The 17,947-nt window shown below is 60.7% G+C and carries 19 protein-coding genes and 1 riboswitch; of the genes, 11 read left to right on the top strand and 8 right to left on the bottom strand.

What is annotated here, in order from left to right:
* Positions 1-272 precede the first annotated feature (272 nt).
* Complete coding sequence (locus K5R89_RS25480) at positions 273-749, bottom strand: kinase inhibitor (RefSeq protein ID WP_002895575.1); 477 nt, start codon at positions 747-749, stop codon at positions 273-275.
* A gap of 70 nt (positions 750-819) precedes the next feature.
* On the bottom strand, positions 820-2,109 hold the full coding sequence (gene bioA, locus K5R89_RS25475; RefSeq protein ID WP_048298641.1) for an adenosylmethionine--8-amino-7-oxononanoate transaminase: 1,290 nt from the start codon (positions 2,107-2,109) through the stop codon (positions 820-822).
* A gap of 85 nt (positions 2,110-2,194) precedes the next feature.
* Between bioA and bioB the strand changes: the two genes are divergently transcribed.
* Genes bioB through bioD form a run of 4 tightly spaced genes read left to right on the top strand, consistent with a single transcriptional unit; the run spans position 2,195 to position 5,843 of the window.
* The gene (bioB, locus tag K5R89_RS25470; protein WP_087826900.1) at positions 2,195-3,235 is read left to right on the top strand and encodes a biotin synthase BioB; all 1,041 of its coding nucleotides are present in this window, start codon (positions 2,195-2,197) and stop codon (positions 3,233-3,235) included.
* Entirely contained in the window at positions 3,232-4,389 is a 1,158-nt protein-coding gene (bioF, locus tag K5R89_RS25465) for an 8-amino-7-oxononanoate synthase (RefSeq protein WP_217259064.1), read from the top strand. Before bioB ends, bioF begins: the two co-directional genes overlap by 4 nt.
* Positions 4,373-5,128, top strand: coding sequence for a malonyl-ACP O-methyltransferase BioC (gene bioC, locus K5R89_RS25460; protein WP_048297102.1), 756 nt, complete (start codon positions 4,373-4,375; stop codon positions 5,126-5,128). The genes bioF and bioC overlap by 17 nt, the downstream gene beginning before the upstream one ends.
* Positions 5,121-5,843: a dethiobiotin synthase gene (gene bioD / locus K5R89_RS25455; RefSeq protein ID WP_023288916.1), complete on the top strand. Its 723-nt coding sequence runs from the start codon at positions 5,121-5,123 to the stop codon at positions 5,841-5,843. Before bioC ends, bioD begins: the two co-directional genes overlap by 8 nt.
* Here bioD and K5R89_RS25450 read toward each other — a convergent pair.
* Together K5R89_RS25450 and K5R89_RS25445 are read right to left on the bottom strand one after the other, a co-directional pair.
* Positions 5,785-6,507, bottom strand: a complete 723-nt coding sequence (locus K5R89_RS25450) for an ABC transporter ATP-binding protein (RefSeq protein WP_017900923.1) — start codon at positions 6,505-6,507, stop codon at positions 5,785-5,787. The genes bioD and K5R89_RS25450 overlap by 59 nt on opposite strands.
* An 86-nt stretch (positions 6,508-6,593) precedes the next feature.
* On the bottom strand, positions 6,594-6,806 hold the full coding sequence (locus K5R89_RS25445; protein ID WP_032428688.1) for a hypothetical protein: 213 nt from the start codon (positions 6,804-6,806) through the stop codon (positions 6,594-6,596).
* 410 nt (positions 6,807-7,216) lie between these two features.
* Between K5R89_RS25445 and uvrB the strand changes: the two genes are divergently transcribed.
* Entirely contained in the window at positions 7,217-9,238 is a 2,022-nt protein-coding gene (gene uvrB, locus K5R89_RS25440) for an excinuclease ABC subunit UvrB (protein ID WP_064158100.1), read from the top strand.
* Positions 9,239-9,491: 253 nt separating this feature from the next.
* On the opposite strand, the gene pmrB is transcribed toward uvrB, so the two are convergent.
* From pmrB to yvcK, 4 genes are all read right to left on the bottom strand, one after another.
* A complete protein-coding gene (gene pmrB, locus K5R89_RS25435) occupies positions 9,492-10,589 on the bottom strand; it encodes a two-component system sensor histidine kinase PmrB (protein WP_023288917.1) in 1,098 nt (365 codons plus the stop codon).
* Positions 10,590-10,592: 3 nt separating this feature from the next.
* Entirely contained in the window at positions 10,593-11,264 is a 672-nt protein-coding gene (gene pmrA, locus K5R89_RS25430; protein ID WP_217259065.1) for a two-component system response regulator PmrA, read from the bottom strand.
* Positions 11,264-12,904, bottom strand: coding sequence for a phosphoethanolamine transferase EptA (gene eptA / locus K5R89_RS25425; protein WP_087826897.1), 1,641 nt, complete (start codon positions 12,902-12,904; stop codon positions 11,264-11,266). The genes pmrA and eptA overlap by 1 nt, the downstream gene beginning before the upstream one ends.
* Before the next feature lie 103 nt (positions 12,905-13,007).
* Entirely contained in the window at positions 13,008-13,913 is a 906-nt protein-coding gene (gene yvcK, locus K5R89_RS25420; RefSeq protein WP_023288920.1) for a uridine diphosphate-N-acetylglucosamine-binding protein YvcK, read from the bottom strand.
* Positions 13,914-14,121: 208 nt separating this feature from the next.
* A riboswitch (molybdenum cofactor riboswitch) is annotated at positions 14,122-14,260 on the top strand.
* Between yvcK and moaA the strand changes: the two genes are divergently transcribed.
* From moaA to K5R89_RS25390, 6 genes are all read left to right on the top strand, one after another.
* Entirely contained in the window at positions 14,248-15,237 is a 990-nt protein-coding gene (gene moaA / locus K5R89_RS25415) for a GTP 3',8-cyclase MoaA (RefSeq protein ID WP_017900173.1), read from the top strand. (Overlaps the previous riboswitch by 13 nt.)
* A gap of 23 nt (positions 15,238-15,260) precedes the next feature.
* The gene (gene moaB, locus K5R89_RS25410) at positions 15,261-15,773 is read left to right on the top strand and encodes a molybdenum cofactor biosynthesis protein B (RefSeq protein WP_023288921.1); all 513 of its coding nucleotides are present in this window, start codon (positions 15,261-15,263) and stop codon (positions 15,771-15,773) included.
* A gap of 3 nt (positions 15,774-15,776) precedes the next feature.
* Positions 15,777-16,265 carry a cyclic pyranopterin monophosphate synthase MoaC gene (moaC, locus tag K5R89_RS25405; protein ID WP_004886142.1) on the top strand — a complete coding sequence of 163 codons (489 nt, stop codon included), beginning with the start codon at positions 15,777-15,779 and terminating at the stop codon, positions 16,263-16,265.
* On the top strand, positions 16,258-16,506 hold the full coding sequence (gene moaD, locus K5R89_RS25400; protein WP_023288922.1) for a molybdopterin synthase sulfur carrier subunit: 249 nt from the start codon (positions 16,258-16,260) through the stop codon (positions 16,504-16,506). Before moaC ends, moaD begins: the two co-directional genes overlap by 8 nt.
* Before the next feature lies 1 nt (position 16,507).
* A complete protein-coding gene (gene moaE, locus K5R89_RS25395; RefSeq protein WP_023288923.1) occupies positions 16,508-16,960 on the top strand; it encodes a molybdopterin synthase catalytic subunit MoaE in 453 nt (150 codons plus the stop codon).
* Positions 16,961-17,005: 45 nt separating this feature from the next.
* On the top strand, positions 17,006-17,710 hold the full coding sequence (locus K5R89_RS25390; RefSeq protein ID WP_032455204.1) for a Bax inhibitor-1/YccA family protein: 705 nt from the start codon (positions 17,006-17,008) through the stop codon (positions 17,708-17,710).
* Positions 17,711-17,947: the final 237 nt, after the last annotated feature.

The raw sequence follows: 17,947 nt of genomic DNA, 5'->3' as shown, positions 1-17,947 counted from the left end.
CATCGCCCGGTGGCGCTGCGCTTACCGGGCCTACGAGGTATGAGCCTGTGAGAGGGAACTGTAGGCCGGGTAAGGCGTAGCCGCCACCCGGCACAAAATCGGCTCCGTGCCCGCAGTCCTTGCCCGGCGGCGCGGCGCTTTCCAGGCCTACAGCTATGTGTATTTATTTGATATGTAAGTGTTATCTGGTAAAGATGAGTGTAGCGCCACCTGAAAAACACATGGCGCCGCAGGTAGCCCGGATAAGGCGCAAGCCGCTATCCGGGGGAAGATTAACTGAACAGGGCGGTGATGGAGGCGCTGGCGAGGGAATGGAAATGGACGTTAAAGCCGACCATTGCGCCGCTGGCCTCGGCATCCACCTCAATTTTCTCAACGTCCAGGGCGTGGACGGTAAAGATATAGCGGTGGGTCTCGCCCTTCGGCGGCGCCGCGCCGCCGTATCCCGCCTTGCCAAAATCGGTGCGGGTCTGAACGGCCTCTTCCGGCAGCTCCGCCTGGCCGGAACCGGCCCCCTGCGGCAGGACGCGCGTATCCGCAGGCAGGTTAGCCACCACCCAGTGCCACCAGCCGGAGCCGGTCGGCGCATCCGGATCGTAGCAGGTCACCACAAAGCTTTTGGTTCCTGCGGGCACATCATCCCACATCAGATGCGGCGAAATATTGTCGCCATCGTAGCCCATGCCGTTGAAGACGTGACGATTAGGCAGCTTACCGCCGTCCTGGAGATCGTGACTGATCAGTTTCATGCTTCATCCTCATTGATAATGCGCTGATTAACCAGGAAGTGTAGCCTGCACCACGACGCAATTCCGCTATTTATTCGCTAAAAAATGTTTCGTCCTGCACCGCCAGGTTAACGGCGCGGGTCAGGCGGGACAGCTGTTCAGGCGTGATGATATACGGCGGCATCAGGTAGATCAGGCGGCCAAACGGTCGGATCCACACCCCCTGCTCGACGAAAAAGCGCTGCAGGGCAGCCATATTGACCGGGCGACAGGTTTCAACCACGCCAATAGCGCCGAGCACGCGGACGTCGGCGACCAGGGCGGATCCCCGCGCCGGAGCCAGCTCGGTCTGCAGCTGGGCTTCAATCGCCGCCACCTGCCGCTGCCATTCGCCGCTCTCCAGCAGGCGCAGGCTTTCGCTGGCCACCGCGCAGGCCAGCGGGTTGCCCATAAAGGTTGGGCCGTGCATAAAGCAGCCGGCTTCACCGTTGCTGATGGTTTCCGCCACCTCGCGGGTGGTCAGCGCGGCGGAGAGGGTCATGGTGCCGCCGGTCAGCGCCTTGCCCAGACACAGAATATCGGCGGCGATACCGGCGTGCTCGCAGGCGAACAGCTTGCCGGTGCGGCCAAAGCCGGTGGCAATCTCATCGGCGATCAGCAGTATTCCTTCCCGGTCGCACATTTTACGCACCCGCTTCAGCCACTCCGGATGGTACATCCGCATCCCGCCCGCGCCCTGGACGATCGGTTCGAGGATCACCGCGGCGATGTCGTGACGGTGCGCGGCCATCAGGCGGGCAAAGGGCACCATATCCCTTTCATCCCACTCGCCGTCAAAGCGGCTCTGCGGCGCGGGGGCGAACAGGTTATCCGGCAGATAGCCCTGCCACAGGCTATGCATCGAGTTCTGCGGATCGCAGACCGACATCGCGCCGAAGGTATCGCCGTGATAGCCGTTGCGGAAGGTCAGGAAACGACGACGCGGTTGGCCTTTCGCCTGCCAATACTGCAGGGCCATTTTCATCGCCACCTCAACCGCTACCGAACCGGAGTCGGCGAGGAAAACGCACTCCAGCGATTCCGGGGTCATTGCCACCAGCTGACGACACAGCGCCACCGCCGAGGGGTGAGTGATCCCGCCGAACATCACGTGCGACATCTGGTCGATTTGCGCTTTCATCGCCGCATTAAGACGCGGGTGATTGTAGCCGTGGATCGCCGCCCACCAGGAGGACATACCGTCAATCAGCTGTTCGCCGCCGGCGAGGGACAGCTCGCAACCGTGGGCGGAAACCACCGGGTAGACCGGCAGGGGGGAAGTCATAGAGGTGTAGGGGTGCCAGATGTGGCGCCGATCGAAGGCGAGATCGTCCAGGGTCATAAGCGACTTGTAAACCATTTTGAAAACATTTAGGTTTACGAGTATAAACCGAACCGTAAATTAACAAAACCCTTTGGAGAAGCCAATGGCTCACCACGTACGTTGGACAATGTCGCAAGTAACTGAATTATTTAATAAACCACTCATCGATCTGTTATTCGAAGCGCAGCAAATCCACCGGCAACACTTTGATCCGCGCCAGGTGCAGGTCAGCACCCTGCTGTCGATCAAAACCGGCGCCTGCCCGGAAGATTGTAAATATTGTCCGCAGAGCGCGCGCTATAAAACCGGGCTCGAAACCGAGCGCCTGATGGAAGTCGAGCAGGTGCTGGAATCAGCGCGTCAGGCGAAAAACGCCGGCTCGACCCGCTTCTGCATGGGCGCGGCGTGGAAAAACCCCAATGACCGCGATATGCCGTATCTGGAGCAGATGGTGAAAGGGGTGAAGGCTCTGGGGCTGGAGTCGTGCATGACGCTCGGCACCCTGACCGACAGCCAGGCGCAGCGCCTGGCCGAGGCGGGCCTCGATTACTACAACCACAACCTTGATACCTCGCCGGAATTTTACGGCAACATCATCACCACCCGCACCTACCAGGAGCGCCTGGATACTCTGGACAAAGTGCGTGACGCCGGGATCAAAGTCTGCTCCGGCGGTATCGTCGGGCTGGGGGAGACCGTGAAAGACCGCGCTGGCCTGCTGCTGCAGTTGGCCAACCTGCCCACGCCGCCGGAAAGCGTGCCCATCAACATGCTGGTAAAAGTCAAAGGTACGCCGCTGGCGGATAACGACGACGTCGACGCTTTCGATTTTATTCGCACTATCGCCATCGCGCGCATCATGATGCCCACCTCTTACGTGCGTCTCTCCGCCGGCCGCGAGCAGATGAACGAGCAGACCCAGGCGATGTGCTTTATGGCCGGGGCGAACTCCATTTTCTACGGCTGCAAGCTGCTGACCACGCCGAACCCGGAAGAGGACAACGATCTGCAGCTGTTCCGTAAGCTGGGGATCAACCCGCAGCAGACGGCAGTGCTGGAAGGCGACATTGAGCAGCAGCAGCGTCTGGAGCAGGCCTTACTCACCCCGGACACTGAGGAATATTACAACGCGGCGGCGCTATGACCTGGCAGCAGCGAATCGATCGGGCGCTGGACGAGCGACGGGCGGCGGATGCCCTTCGCCGCCGCCTGCCGGTGACGCACGGCGCCGGGCGCTGGCTGGAGCGGGAAGGGGAGCGCTGGCTTAACTTCTCCAGTAATGACTATCTCGGCCTGAGCCAGCATCCGGCGATTATCGCCGCCTGGCAGCAGGGGGCGGAACGTTATGGCGTCGGTTCCGGCGGCTCGGGACACGTAAGCGGCTATAGCGAGGCCCACCGTGCGCTGGAAGAGGAACTTGCCGACTGGCTGGGCTACCCGCGCGCATTGCTGTTTATCTCCGGCTTTGCCGCCAATCAGGCGCTGATCGCCGCCCTGGCGGATAAAGAGGATCGGATTGTGGCCGACCGCCTGAGCCACGCCTCCCTGCTCGAGGCGGCCAGTCTGAGCCCGGCGCAGCTACGCCGTTTCGGCCACAACGATCCGCAACAGCTCGCTCAACTGCTGGCTAAGCCGCTGGCGGGCGAACAGTTGGCGGTCACCGAAGGCATTTTCAGCATGGACGGCGACAGCGCGCCGCTGGCGGCCATTCACGCCGCGGCGCAGGCCGCCGGGGCGCTATTGCTGGTGGATGATGCCCACGGCGTCGGCGTGGTCGGCGACGAAGGACGCGGGAGCTGCGCCGCGCAGGCGGTGCGCCCTGAGCTGCTGGTGGTTACCTTCGGCAAGGCGTTCGGCGTCAGCGGCGCGGCGGTGCTGTGCGATGACGCGCTGGCCGATTATCTGCTGCAGTTTGCCCGCCATCTGATCTACAGCACCGCGATGCCGCCCGCCCAGGCGGTGGCGCTGAGCGCCGCGCTGCAGGTGATACGCAGCGATGAAGGCCAGCGCCGCCGCGACACCCTGGCCGCCCGTATCCGTCAGTTCCGCGCGGGGATGGGCGAGACGTCGCTGGGTTTGACCGACTCCGTCAGCGCGATCCAGCCGCTAATCGTCGGCGATAACGGGCGGGCGCTGAGCCTGGCCAGCCGTCTGCGCGACGCGGGCTGCTGGGCAACGGCGATCCGTCCACCGACGGTGCCGGTCGGCAGCGCTCGTCTGCGCCTGACCCTGACCGCCGCCCATCAGGCTGGGGACATTAACCGTTTACTGGAGGTGCTGCATGGCCACGGTGAATAAGCAGGCGGTCGCCGCGGCGTTTGGCCGGGCGGCCAGCGGCTATTCGCAACATGATGAACTGCAGCGGCGCAGCGCGGAACTGCTGCTGCGCCAGCTGGCGCGTCGCGATTTTCCCCGGGTGCTGGATGCCGGCTGCGGCCCAGGCAGCATGAGCCGCCGCTGGCGTGAGGCAGGCAGCGTGGTGACCGCGCTGGATCTCTCCCCCGGGATGCTGGCCCAGGCGCAGCGTAACGACGCCGCCCAGCATTACCTGCTGGGCGACATTGAGGCGCTGCCGCTGCCCGACGCCTGCGTCGATCTGGCGTGGAGCAATCTGGCGGTGCAGTGGTGCGACGATCTGCGCGCAGCCCTTGGCGAGCTGTACCGGGTGGTGCGTCCCGGCGGCAGCGTGGCGTTTAGCACGCTGCTGGCCGACTCGCTGCCGGAGCTCAATCAGGCGTGGCAGGCCATCGACGACCGGCCGCATGCCAACCGTTTTCTCAGCGAAGCGGCGGTGCGCGAGGCGCTGAGCGGCCTGCGGGCGTCCGGCGAGGTGCATCAGATTAGCCTGCCGTTCGTCGATGCGCTGAGCGCCATGCGATCGCTGAAGGGCATCGGCGCCACCCATTTGCACCAGGGGCGGGCATCGGCCCCGCTTAGCCGCGGCAAACTGCGCGAGCTACAGCTGGCCTGGCCGCAGCGGCAGGGCGTCTGCCCGCTGACGTATTCTCTTTTTACAGGAGTCATTGAGCGTGACTAAACGTTTTTTTGTCACCGGGACCGACACTGAAGTCGGGAAAACCATCGCCAGCAGCGCCCTGCTGCAGGCGGCGAATCAGCTGGGTTTTCACACCGCCGGCTATAAGCCGGTGGCTTCCGGCAGCGAGCTTACCGCCGCCGGGCTGCGTAATGAAGACGCGCTGGCGCTGCAGCGTCATAGCCGGGTCGCGCTGCGCTATGAGCAGGTTAACCCGTATACCTTCGCCGAGCCGACCTCACCGCATATCATCAGCGCCGACGAAGGACGGCCGATCGCCGCGGCGAGGCTCTCCAGCGGGCTGCGCGAGTTAGAACGCCTCGCCGACTGGGTGCTGGTGGAAGGGGCCGGCGGCTGGTTTACGCCGCTTTCGGAAACCCTGACCTTCGCCGACTGGGCGCAGGCGGAGCAGCTGCCGGTGATTCTGGTGGTGGGCGTTAAGCTCGGCTGCATCAACCACGCGATGCTTACCGCCCAGGCGGTACGCCAGGCGGGGCTGCCGCTCGCGGGGTGGATCGCCAATGACGTGCTGCCGCCGGGCAAGCGCCACGCCGAGTATCTGGCGACGCTGAAAAACCGGCTGGCCGCGCCGTTCCTCGGTGAAATACCGTGGCTTGCCGATATCGCGCAGCGCGACGATCTCGGCCAGTATCTGGACCTCAGGGCGCTGGATCCGGCGTCATCCACTGCGCCAGCAGCGGTTCATCCAGCGCCATAATATCGCCTTCGGCGACGTTACGGCCCCGGTGCAAAACACAGAAACGATCCGCCACCCGGCGGATAAAGGGCAGGTGCTGCTCGGCGAGCAGCACCGTCAGGCCGATATCGCGATTCAACCGCAGCAGCAGATCCGCCAGCTTTTGCAGACAGCGCGGCCCTCTGCCGCGCGAGGGTTCATCAAGGATCAGCAGCCGCGGCTGGACAATCAGCGCCCTGGCCAGCGCCAGCTGGTACTGATCGTCGTCGCTCAGCGAGGCGCCTTTGCGCTGCCGTAGGGCATAGAGTTCGGGAAAATGTTCATAGATTTCGCCGCCGCTGGCGTTAGCCCCGGGTTTCCCGGCCGCGAGGGCAATATGTAGATTCTCTTCCACGCTGAGCTGGGAGAAGATGCGTTTATCCTGCGGCACATAGCCGATACCGATGGCGCTGCGCGACTGGGCCGACAGGGGGGTGAGATCCTGCGGCGGGGCGCCAATGTCATGCCAGGTCATCCGGCCGCTGGCCACCGGCAGATGCCCGGCAATGCAGTTAACCAGGGTGGTTTTTCCCATGCCCTCGCGTCCCAGTACGCCAATGCACTCCCCCGGGCGTAGTTCAAGATCGACATTCCACAGCGAATGCTGGTTGCCGTAAAAGTGATTTACTGCCTGTAAATTCAACATGGACGTTTTCTCCTTATCCTGGCGTCAGGGCGACAGAAAGATGCTGCAAAACTCTTGCCAGGAAAAAGAACGCTCGGAAAAAAACGCTAAACGCCGATACCATCAGGCACAGCCAGCGCCGGGGCTGCACTTTTCCGGTGCCCGACGCTAAAGGGTGGTGCAAAAAGCAGCAAAAATCGAGCGGCTTTAAGCGGATAGTTATCAAAAATAGTTCGATAAAAATTTTTCGCCGCGCGGTTTAGGCCGCCAGACGATTTGCGCCGGGCGGCGGCGGTCTTGGGCTGCAGACAGTTATCCACTATTCCTGTGGATAACCTTGTGTATTAGAGTTAGAAAACCTGCGGTAAGCTAGAGCGTACGCGGCTTGCGGCTGAATTGGCGCGAAAGGCGTCTTTTCTTTAAAAGCATTAAATATCAGCTTGTTAGATAAAATCAATGGGTGTAAGAAAAGCGTCATCTTCTGCCATAAAACTTTCACCCGTCCGCTTGACAAATGTTAAAAGGTAAAAATTTCTGGGGATAACCCTGACGGCCGGAGGATTATTCCGCCCGGCGCGCGTTTTATATCCCGGTTGCCGGCAAAAAAGGCCAAATCGTGGCGCTATCATAATCACATACTGTTTAAATATCCAGTATATTTTGTTGGCAAAAAACGGCCCGAGGGGTAGAATTAAACACCGGCCGCTAAATCTTTTTCAGGTTCTGATTGATGAGTAAATCGTTTGTTCTGCATTCCGCCTTTCGCCCCTCCGGAGACCAACCGGAAGCCATCCGCCGCCTGGAAGAGGGGCTGGAGGATGGGCTCGCGCATCAAACGCTGCTGGGGGTCACCGGCTCCGGTAAAACCTTTACCATCGCCAACGTGATTGCCGATCTGCAGCGGCCGACGATGGTGCTGGCGCCAAACAAAACCCTGGCGGCCCAGCTCTACGGCGAGATGAAAGAATTTTTCCCCGAGAATGCCGTCGAGTATTTCGTCTCCTACTACGATTACTACCAGCCGGAAGCCTACGTCCCCAGCTCAGATACCTTCATTGAGAAGGACGCCTCGGTAAACGAACATATCGAGCAGATGCGCCTGTCGGCCACTAAAGCGCTGCTTGAGCGGCGCGATGTGGTGGTGGTGGCCTCGGTCTCGGCTATCTACGGCCTCGGCGACCCGGACCTGTATCTGAAAATGATGTTGCATCTGACGGTGGGGATGCTGATTGACCAGCGGGCGATCCTGCGCCGCCTGGCCGAGCTGCAGTATACCCGCAACGATCAGGCCTTCCAGCGCGGCACCTTCCGCGTGCGCGGCGAGGTGATCGACGTCTTCCCGGCGGAATCCGACGATATCGCCCTGCGCATTGAGCTGTTTGACGAAGAAGTTGAGCGCCTGTCGCTGTTCGACCCGCTTACCGGCCATGTGGAATCGACGGTGCCGCGCTACACCATTTATCCCAAGACGCACTACGTGACGCCGCGGGAACGCATCGTCCAGGCGATGGAAGAGATTAAGCTGGAGCTGGCGGATCGGCGCAAGGTGCTGCTGGCCAACAACAAGCTGCTGGAAGAGCAGCGCTTAACCCAGCGCACCCAGTTCGACCTCGAAATGATGAACGAGCTGGGCTACTGCTCGGGCATTGAAAACTACTCGCGCTTCCTCTCCGGGCGCGGGCCCGGCGAGCCGCCGCCCACCCTGTTCGACTACCTGCCGGCAGACGGCCTGCTGGTGATCGACGAATCCCACGTCACGGTGCCGCAGATCGGCGGCATGTACCGCGGCGACCGGGCGCGCAAAGAGACGCTGGTGGAGTACGGCTTCCGCCTGCCGTCGGCGCTGGATAACCGGCCGATGAAGTTTGAAGAATTCGAAGCGCTGGCGCCGCAAACCATCTACGTGTCGGCGACCCCCGGCGCCTACGAGCTGGATAAATCCGGCGGCGAGGTGGTGGATCAGGTGGTGCGTCCGACCGGTCTGCTGGACCCGATCATCGAAGTGCGGCCGGTGGCCACCCAGGTCGACGACCTGCTGTCGGAGATCCGCCTGCGCACGGCCATCAACGAGCGCGTGCTGGTCACCACCCTCACCAAGCGGATGGCGGAAGACTTAACCGAGTACCTTGAGGAGCACGGCGAGCGGGTGCGCTATCTGCACTCGGATATCGACACCGTCGAACGTATGGAGATTATCCGCGACCTGCGTCTTGGCGAGTTTGACGTGCTGGTGGGGATCAACCTGCTGCGTGAGGGGCTGGATATGCCGGAGGTGTCGCTGGTGGCGATCCTCGATGCGGACAAAGAGGGCTTCCTGCGCTCCGAACGCTCGCTGATCCAGACCATCGGCCGCGCGGCGCGCAACGTCAACGGCAAGGCTATTCTGTACGGCGATAAGATCACTCCCTCGATGGCGAAAGCCATCGGTGAGACGGAGCGGCGACGGGAGAAACAGCAGCGCTACAACGAAGAGCACGGCATTGTGCCGCAGGGGCTGAACAAGAAAGTGGTGGATATCCTGCAGCTGGGCCAGAGCCTGGCGAAAACCAAAGCCAAAGGGCGCGGTAAAGCGAAGGCCGTCGAGCCTGCCGGGCTCAGCGGCGTGGATATGACGCCAAAAGCGCTGCAGCAGAAAATCCACGAGCTGGAAGGGCAGATGATGCAGCACGCGCAGAACCTCGAGTTCGAAGAGGCGGCGCAAATTCGCGACCAGCTGCATCAGCTGCGTGAACTGTTTATTGCTGCCTCCTGAGTGTTGGCGCATACCGCCGGACGGGGATAGGCGAGGGCGCAGTGAAGGTACGGCGCTGCGCTGACCGTTCCGCAGCCAGATAACCCACGGCGGAGAAGAAAAAAAGGCCGCAAAGCGGCCTTCTTAATGTTTGCTTAATCTCGCCAGGCGACACTATCCTCAACCTGATGAGGATAGTGTCCATGCAAAAAATCAACTTCCGTGAATATCTGGCGGTCGCCACCGCCCTGGTCATTATTGTTGCCTTCTTCCATCAGTGGGTGCTGACGTTCTGACCCGCACGCCGCGGGAATAACACCCACGCGCGGACCCCTGGCCCCGGCTGGCGGTTATGCAAAAAGAACTGGGCGTCATGCAGCTGAGCAATGCGCGTGACGATGCTCAGTCCGAGCCCTATGCCGCCGTAGCGACTGTCCATGCGTACAAAGGCCTTACTGAGTTCGCCGCTTTTCGCCTCATCAATCCCCGGTCCTTCATCTTCCACTGCCATCACTGGCATCAGACCCGCTTTCACCGACACGCGGATCGTCGACCCTTGCGGGCTGTAGCGATGGGCATTCTCCACCAGATTGCGCAGAATGACGCGGATGAGCGTCGCGTCGCCAGAGACGACGGCCTCGCTTTCGACATCCGTCAGCAGCAGCCGTTGCTGGCGCTCGGCCAGCATGGTCTCCAGCTCATCCTGCAGCGGTTTGACCACGTCATCCAGCAGCAGCACCTGCTGATAGCTGCCGGCGGAAAAGGACTGACCGACGCGCGCCAGCTGCAGCAGCTGCGAAATGCTGGTGGTCATCTGGTCGAGGCGCTGGATCAGCGGGTCGACGCCCATGCCATGCACTTTCGCCAGCAGCTCAAGGTGCAGCCGCAGCCCGGCCAGCGGGGTGCGCAGCTCGTGCGCCACGTCGGCGGTAAACAGCCGTTCGCGGTCAAGGGTCAGATTGAGGCGGGAAACCAGCTGATTCAGGGCGGTGGTCACCGCCGTCACCTCGGGAACCGATTCGCTGAGCACGATGGGGGTGAGGTTGTCCGGCGTGCGACTCTCCAGCTCGCTTTGCAGACGTGAAAGCGGGCGGGTGATTTTGCGTACCGCCAGCATGCTGATGTACAGCGCCAGACCCACGATCAGCAGGCTCGGCACCAGCAGGCTGGCGACCGCTTCCCTTACCTCATGCTCCACATGCTTCTGATTGTTGTGCCCTTCGATGGCGCTGGCCACCAGCAACTGGATCTGCTCTTTGCTCTCATGCCATAGCCAGAAGACGCTGATCAGCTGACAGACCACCAGAATGGCGCCGATGGTCAACAGCAGCCGGTGGCGCATGGTCCAGTTTTCGGTTGCAAACAGAGCCATGGTCTATTCCGTCTCGTTGTGGTTAGCCAGCATATAGCCGAAGCCCCTGACGGTGCGGATCCGCGATTTGCCAATCTTATCGCGCAGGTTGTGGATGTGCACTTCCAGGGTATTGGTCGCTGGCTCATTGTCCCAGCTGTAGATATCGTTGTAGAGGATCTCGCGATGTACCGGGCTGCCGGCTTTCATCATCAGTCGCGATAGCAGGGCATACTCCTTCGGCGTCAGATCCAGCGCCGTCTCACCGAGCCACACCTGGCGACGGGTGACGTTGAGGCGCAGGTCGCCGACGCTGATTTCGTTATCGCCCTGATTATTATGCCGACGGAGCAGGGCGCGAATGCGCGCGTTCAGCTCTTCCAGGGCAAAGGGTTTCACCAGATAGTCATCCGCGCCGGTGTCGAGACCGCTAATGCGATCCTCAAGGGTATCGCGGGCGGTGAGGATCAGCACCGGCTGGGTCATTTTCTCCCGTCGCATGCGGGCGAGAAAATGCAGGCCGTCTTCGTCCGGTAGGCCAAGATCAAGCACGATCAGGCTATAGTGATTGCTGGCCAGCGACAGCGCCGCTTCGTGCGCTGTGGAGACGCCGTCGCACACGTATCCTGCACTTTGCATCGCCAGGATTAACCCCTGCAACAGCAGCGCATCGTCTTCAATGACTAAGATTTTCATCAACCAGCCTCTCTACATGGCGTTAAAATATCATCTGCCGCCTGGTACTCGTGGGTGCTGACGCCGAGCAGGCCGAGCAGGGTGGAGAACAGATTATCCTGCGAGTAATTCTCTTTTTTCGCTCGCTGCTGCAGACACTGCGCGGAAATGCCGTAGCGTTGCTGGTAGTCGGCAGAGAGCCACATCACCATCGGCACGTGTTTCTGCGTATCCGGCGCGACAGAGTACGGCAGACCATGCAAATAGACCCCATCTTCCCCTAACGACTCGCCGTGGTCGGAAAGATAGACCAGGCTGGTAGTGAATTTGTCCTGTTTCGCCTGCAGGAGTTTTATCGCTTTATCCACCACGTGGTCGACGTACAGGATGGTGTTGTCATATGTGTTGGTCAACTGCTCCCGGGTACAGCCCTGGATCTCATTGGTGTCGCAGGTTGGGGTGAATTTTTTGAATTCAGCCGGATAGCGATTGTAGTACGTCGGCCCATGGCTGCCGATGGTATGCAGCACAATAATGCCATCCTGTTGCAGGTTATCGATATAGCTGTCGAGATGATGGAACAGCACGTCATCGTAGCACTCGCCGTCGATGCACTGCCCGGTTAGCTTCAGATCGGTCACGTTCTGATGCGGTACCCGATCGCAGGCCCCCTTGCAGCCGCCATCGTTGTCGTTCCACAACACCTGAATGCCGGCGCGCTGCAGAATATCCAGCACCCCTTCCTGATGATGGGCCAGCTCTTCGTCATAGTGCGCGCGCGGCATGTTGGAGAACATGCACGGCACCGAGACCGCCGTGGCGGTTCCGCAGGAGGTGGTGTGCGGGAAGTAGATCACCCCGTCCTGTTGCATCAGCGGGTTGGTGTCGCGCGGATATCCGCCCAGCGAGAAGTTGTCCGCCCGGGAAGTTTCGCCCAGCACCACAATCGTCAGGTTCTTACGGGGACCGTTATGCATCACCGGTTTCTGTTTGGCATCTTCGCCAATCTTCACCAGCGGCAGGTTGTCCATGCGATGGTGCGCATACCAGGAGTTCACCGCCACAATGCTGTTGGAGGGACTCAGGGATTTCACCAGCTCCTTGTTGTTGCGAAACAGCGAGGCATAGTCTTTATAAAAGAGGACGGCAATCAGGACGATCAGCAGCGCGGAGGCCACCATATTCACCAGGCGCCAGGCCACGCCGCGCCATAGCGTGGCCGGTTTACGAATTTTAACCCACCAGGCGACCAGCACCGCCAGCACCCCGGAGAGTCCAAGGACAACGATCATTTCGCCGGAGAGCAGGGCAAAGCTCTCCGCTGGGGTGGTGTCGAGGATGTTGGTGATCATGCTGCGGTCGATCACCACGCCGAAGCTCCAGATGAAGTACTGCGCCGATGCGCTGAGCAGAATAAAAAGGCTAATCACCAGCCGGTCAAGCTTGAGGAACGAGGCGAGGGTGGTGAGGATATTCATCACGCTGAATGCCACCAGCGGCATACTCAGAAACACCAGCGCGGTGTGCAGGTTGTTCACCGGCAGCAGCGTATACGCCTGGCGGTAGAAGGCGAGGTTAAGAAAAAGCCCGATATAGACCGCGAAAATAATCAGATAAGTCGTGCGGCTGACGACCGGCCGACGCAGAGGCAATAACGACATAGTACATACCCACAGGAAGAGATAAGGGTATAGTGCCAGCTCTGTTTTAAGACAACCTTAAGATTTTAAGGTGCGCCGAAAGCCGAGCCTTCGGCGCGCAGGATCAGCCCGGCAGCTGGAGCGCTTTCTCCAGCGCCCCGCGAAGCAGCGCCCGGTCATGGCGATAGGGCACGTCGCTGGCTTCCAGCGGCGTCTGGATCACCAGCCGGTCGTCGATGCCGCTGATATCGGCTTTTGGGCCGGCGATGACTGCATCCACCACCCGCTTGCCAACGTAGCGCTCCATAATCGCGATGCGCTCCGCCAGCGAGAGCCTCGCGGCCGGGCTGTGCTCTTTGCCGAGGTTATCAATAAACACCATCGGCGCCGGAGTGCGGCGCAGCGCCTGGGCCATCTCGTCAAGCAGCAGGATCGGCAGCAGGCTGGTATAGAAACTGCCCGGGCCGATGAGGATCAGATCGGCTTCGGCGATGGCCTCTACCGCCTCGCGGGTGGCCGGTACCGGCGGGGTGAGCATCAACTCCTGCGGCACGCTATCCAGCTGATCGATATTCACTTCACCGTATACTTCATGGCCTTCATGATCGAGCGCCATTAAATCCACCGGTTGTTCCGACATCGGAATAAGAAAAGCGTCCACTTTGAGCAGGTTTCTGATCAAATTGATCGCTTCTAACGGCCGCACGCTGAGGTGATCCAGCGCCTTTAACATCAGATTTCCCAGGTTATGGCCGGAAAGCTCGCCATTGCCGCTAAAACGGTACTCAAACATCGCCGACGCCACGCTCGGCTCGGCGATTAACTGATTGATGCAGTTGCGCATATCGCCCCAGGCAATGCCGCCTTCCGAGCGGCGGATCCGCCCGGTGGATCCCCCGTTGTCGGTGGTGGTCACAATGCCGGTCAGCCGTGAGCCCAGCGAGGAGAGGGAAGACATCACCCGACCCAGACCATGCCCGCCGCCGAGCGCCACCACCCGATCCAGGTCAGCGAATGTACGATTGCGCATAGAAATTCCTTATTTCACATAAACGGCCACACACTACCCGATCTACCCCTAAAAGACGATGGGAGGAGCCCGACAAACTGACCGATATCAAGGCAAAAAGATGATTTATGGCTATTCTGTAACGAAAATGCACGAAGGTAGCGATATATACAAGAATATATAGCGAAATCGCAAATGGCGAAACCGCCTGGAACGCGCTACTATCGGCATAACCTGTTAACACTCTAGCCTCTTCGCCTGTGTCAAAAGATATGGCGGTTTGGCCGCGACGCCCCCGGTTGTCGCCAGGGCGTGGGAAGAAATGACCGCGTCTCCCGTATTTGGAAAGGTGTATATGGCCTCACAGCTTACCGATGCATTCGCGCGTAAGTTTTATTACCTGCGTCTGTCGATTACCGATGTGTGCAATTTCCGTTGCACCTACTGCCTGCCGGATGGCTACAAGCCCGGCGCCGTCAATAACAACGGCTTTCTCAGCGTAGACGAAGTGCGCCGGGTTACGCGCGCTTTCTCCGCGCTGGGCACTGAAAAAGTTCGCCTCACCGGTGGGGAACCCTCCCTGCGCCGTGACTTCACCGAGATCATCGCCGCCGTGCGTGAAAACCCGGCGATCCGTCAGATTGCCGTCACCACCAACGGTTACCGCCTGGCGCGCGATGTCGAACGCTGGCGCGATGCCGGGCTGACGGCGATCAACGTCAGCGTCGATAGCCTCGACGCCCGCCAGTTCCATGCCATCACGGGCCAGGACAAATTCCACCAGGTGATGGACGGGATTGACGCCGCTTTCGCCGCGGGCTTTGACAAGGTGAAGGTGAATACCGTGCTGATGCGCGATGTTAACCATCACCAGCTTGATACCTTCCTCGCGTGGATCCAGCCGCGTCGAATTCAGCTGCGGTTTATTGAACTGATGGAAACCGGCGAGGGCAGCGACCTGTTCCGCCGTCACCATCTCTCCGGCATGGTGCTGCGCGACGAGCTGCTGCGCCGCGGCTGGATCCACCAGATCCGCCAGCGCAGCGATGGTCCGGCGCAGGTCTTTTGTCATCCGGACTACGCCGGCGAGATCGGCCTCATCATGCCGTACGAAAAAGACTTCTGCGCCACCTGCAACCGTCTGCGCGTCTCCTCCGTCGGCAAACTGCACCTGTGCCTGTTTGGCGAAGGCGGCGTCGACCTGCGCGACCTGATGGCCGATGATCGGCAGCAGGCGGCGCTGGAAGCGCGGATCGCCGAAGCCTTAACCCACAAAAAGCAGACCCATTTCCTGCATCAGGGCAACACCGGCATTACGCAGAACCTGTCCTATATTGGCGGATAATCGTATTCGAAAGGAGCATTCAGATGAGCCAGGCTAGCGCTGAGTTTATTCCGACCCGTATTGCTATTCTTACCGTTTCCAGTCGTCGCGGCGAAGAGGACGACACTTCCGGCCACTGGCTGCGTGAGGCGGCGCAGGAGGCGGGGCACCATGTCGTCGATAAGGCGATAGTCAAAGAGAACCGCTACGCCATCCGCGCCCAGGTATCGGCGTGGATCGCCAGCGATGAGGTGCAGGTGGTGCTGATCACCGGCGGGACCGGATTCACCGAAGGGGACCAGGCGCCGGAAGCGCTGCTGCCGCTGTTTGACCGTGAGGTGGAAGGTTTTGGCGAAGTGTTCCGCATGCTGTCGTTCGAAGAGATCGGCACCTCGACGCTGCAGTCCCGGGCGGTGGCCGGCGTCGCCAACCACACGCTGATCTTCGCCATGCCGGGCTCGACGAAAGCCTGCCGCACCGCGTGGGACAACATTATTGCCCCGCAGCTGGATGCCCGCACCCGTCCTTGTAATTTTATTCCTCACCTGAAGAAATAATTTATGTCACAACTGACCCATATTAACGCCGCGGGCGAAGCCCATATGGTGGATGTCTCCGGCAAAGCGGAAACGGTGCGCGAAGCGCGCGCTGAGGCTTATGTCGAGATGCAGGCGACGACCCTGGCGATGATTATCGACGGCAGCCACCATAAAGGCGACGTTTTCGCCACCGCGCGTATCGCCGGGATCCAGGCGGCCAAGCGCACCTGGGAGCTGATCCCGCTGTGCCATCCGCTGATGCTCAGCAAAGTGGAAGTCAATCTGCAGGCGCAGCCGGAACATAACCGGGTGCGCATCGAATCGCTCTGCCGCCTGACCGGCAAAACCGGCGTCGAGATGGAAGCCCTTACCGCCGCCTCGGTTGCCGCGCTGACCATTTACGATATGTGCAAAGCGGTGCAGAAGGATATGGTGATTGGCCCGGTGCGTCTGCTGGCGAAAAGCGGCGGCAAGTCCGGCGATTTTAAGGTGGACGAACGCCATGATTAAGGTTCTGTTTTTTGCCCAGGTGCGCGAGCTGGTGGGTACTGATTCGCTGACTCTCGACGCCAGCGACCTGGCCACCGTTGAGGCTGTGCGTCAGCAGCTTGCCGCTCGCGGCGATCGCTGGGCGCTGGCCCTGGAGGAGGGCAAACTGCTGGCGGCGGTTAACCAGACGCTGACCGCCTTTGACCATCCTGTCGCCAGCGGGGATGAAGTGGCGTTCTTCCCGCCGGTTACCGGAGGCTGACATGACGCAAACTCGTATCGTCGTTAGCCCGGCGCGCTTTAGCGTCGGCGAGGAGTATCCCTGGCTGGCCGAACGCGATGAAGACGGCGCGGTGGTCACCTTCACCGGCAAAGTGCGCAATCACAACCTCGGCGACAGCGTGAAAGCGCTGACCCTCGAGCACTATCCGGGGATGACCGAGAAATCGCTGGCGGAGATCGTCGACCAGGCGCGCGAGCGCTGGCCGCTGGGCCGGGTGACCATTATCCATCGCATCGGCGAAATGTGGCCGGGGGAAGAGATTGTGTTTGTCGGCGTCACCAGCGCCCACCGCGGCAGCGCCTTCGCCGCCGGCGAGTTTATGATGGACTACCTGAAAACCCGCGCGCCGTTCTGGAAACGCGAGGCGACGCCGGAGGGCGAGCGCTGGGTCGACGCCCGCGACAGCGATCGTCAGGCGGCAGAGCGCTGGTAGTGTGATACGCTTACAGAGTGAAACTTTGTTAATCAGGAGAGAGTCATGGACAGATATCCGCGTTCCGATTCAATAGTGCAGGGCCGCAGCGGCTTGCAGACTTATATGGCGCAGGTGTACGGCTGGATGACGGTTGGCCTGCTGCTGACGGCGTTTATCGCGTGGTTTGCGGCTAACACCCCGGCGGTGATGATGTTCGTCTTTTCGAGCAAAATCACCTTCTTCGGGCTGATCATCGCCCAGCTGGCGCTGGTGTTTGTGCTGTCGGGGATGGTACAGCGGCTGAGCGCCGGGATGGCGACCACCCTGTTTATGCTCTATTCGGCGCTCACCGGGCTGACGCTGTCGAGCATTTTTATCGCCTATACCTACTCCTCCATCGCCAGCACCTTTGTGGTCACTGGCGGGATGTTCGGGGCGATGAGCCTTTACGGCTACACCACTAAACGCGATCTGAGCGGCTTCGGCAGCATGCTGTTTATGGGGCTGATTGGCATCGTACTGGCGTCGCTGGTCAACCTGTGGCTGAAGAGCGAGGCGCTGATGTGGGCCGTGACCTACATTGGGGTGGTGCTGTTTGTCGGCTTGACCGCCTACGACACCCAGAAGCTGAAAAATATCGGCGAGCAGATTGATACCCGCGACAGCGCCACGCTGCGTAAATACTCGATCCTCGGCGCCTTAACGCTGTATCTGGATTTCATCAACCTGTTCCTGATGCTGCTACGTATTATGGGCAATCGCCGCTAACCTCTTTATATCAAGAGGTTGCATCTCCGAACGCCCGGCAAGCGCAGCGCCGCCGGGCAAGCTTGATTACCTTCCAGGCAACCCTGTTGCGCCGTTTTTTTGCCGGGTGGCGGCTGCGCCTGACCCGGCCTACAGGGTGTCGTTCATTTGTTCACCAGCCTTGCTGAAACTGCCGGTGCTGACGGCCTCAAAATCGCTGAGACGTTCCCGGAAGGCCGGGGCAGCCCGCATGGATGC

This window comes from Klebsiella sp. TF21-TM (assembly GCF_019753495.1).
Lineage (GTDB): Bacteria > Pseudomonadota > Gammaproteobacteria > Enterobacterales > Enterobacteriaceae > Klebsiella > Klebsiella quasipneumoniae.
Note: the sequence above shows the minus strand (reverse complement) of the source record. Positions and strands in the feature narration are given on the sequence as shown.

What these genes read in the sequence shown, in the direction of transcription:
- K5R89_RS25480 (WP_002895575.1), bottom strand. Translation starts at nt 749, where the DNA reads ATGAAACTGATCAGTCACGATCTCCAGGACGGCGGTAAGCTGCCTAAT.
- bioA (WP_048298641.1), bottom strand. Translation starts at nt 2,109, where the DNA reads ATGACCCTGGACGATCTCGCCTTCGATCGGCGCCACATCTGGCACCCC.
- bioB (WP_087826900.1), top strand. Translation starts at nt 2,195, where the DNA reads ATGGCTCACCACGTACGTTGGACAATGTCGCAAGTAACTGAATTATTT.
- bioF (WP_217259064.1), top strand. Translation starts at nt 3,232, where the DNA reads ATGACCTGGCAGCAGCGAATCGATCGGGCGCTGGACGAGCGACGGGCG.
- bioC (WP_048297102.1), top strand. Translation starts at nt 4,373, where the DNA reads ATGGCCACGGTGAATAAGCAGGCGGTCGCCGCGGCGTTTGGCCGGGCG.
- K5R89_RS25450 (WP_017900923.1), bottom strand. Translation starts at nt 6,507, where the DNA reads ATGTTGAATTTACAGGCAGTAAATCACTTTTACGGCAACCAGCATTCG.
- uvrB (WP_064158100.1), top strand. Translation starts at nt 7,217, where the DNA reads ATGAGTAAATCGTTTGTTCTGCATTCCGCCTTTCGCCCCTCCGGAGAC.
- pmrB (WP_023288917.1), bottom strand. Translation starts at nt 10,589, where the DNA reads ATGGCTCTGTTTGCAACCGAAAACTGGACCATGCGCCACCGGCTGCTG.
- pmrA (WP_217259065.1), bottom strand. Translation starts at nt 11,264, where the DNA reads ATGAAAATCTTAGTCATTGAAGACGATGCGCTGCTGTTGCAGGGGTTA.
- eptA (WP_087826897.1), bottom strand. Translation starts at nt 12,904, where the DNA reads ATGTCGTTATTGCCTCTGCGTCGGCCGGTCGTCAGCCGCACGACTTAT.
- yvcK (WP_023288920.1), bottom strand. Translation starts at nt 13,913, where the DNA reads ATGCGCAATCGTACATTCGCTGACCTGGATCGGGTGGTGGCGCTCGGC.
- moaA (WP_017900173.1), top strand. Translation starts at nt 14,248, where the DNA reads ATGGCCTCACAGCTTACCGATGCATTCGCGCGTAAGTTTTATTACCTG.
- moaB (WP_023288921.1), top strand. Translation starts at nt 15,261, where the DNA reads ATGAGCCAGGCTAGCGCTGAGTTTATTCCGACCCGTATTGCTATTCTT.
- moaC (WP_004886142.1), top strand. Translation starts at nt 15,777, where the DNA reads ATGTCACAACTGACCCATATTAACGCCGCGGGCGAAGCCCATATGGTG.
- moaD (WP_023288922.1), top strand. Translation starts at nt 16,258, where the DNA reads ATGATTAAGGTTCTGTTTTTTGCCCAGGTGCGCGAGCTGGTGGGTACT.
- moaE (WP_023288923.1), top strand. Translation starts at nt 16,508, where the DNA reads ATGACGCAAACTCGTATCGTCGTTAGCCCGGCGCGCTTTAGCGTCGGC.
- K5R89_RS25390 (WP_032455204.1), top strand. Translation starts at nt 17,006, where the DNA reads ATGGACAGATATCCGCGTTCCGATTCAATAGTGCAGGGCCGCAGCGGC.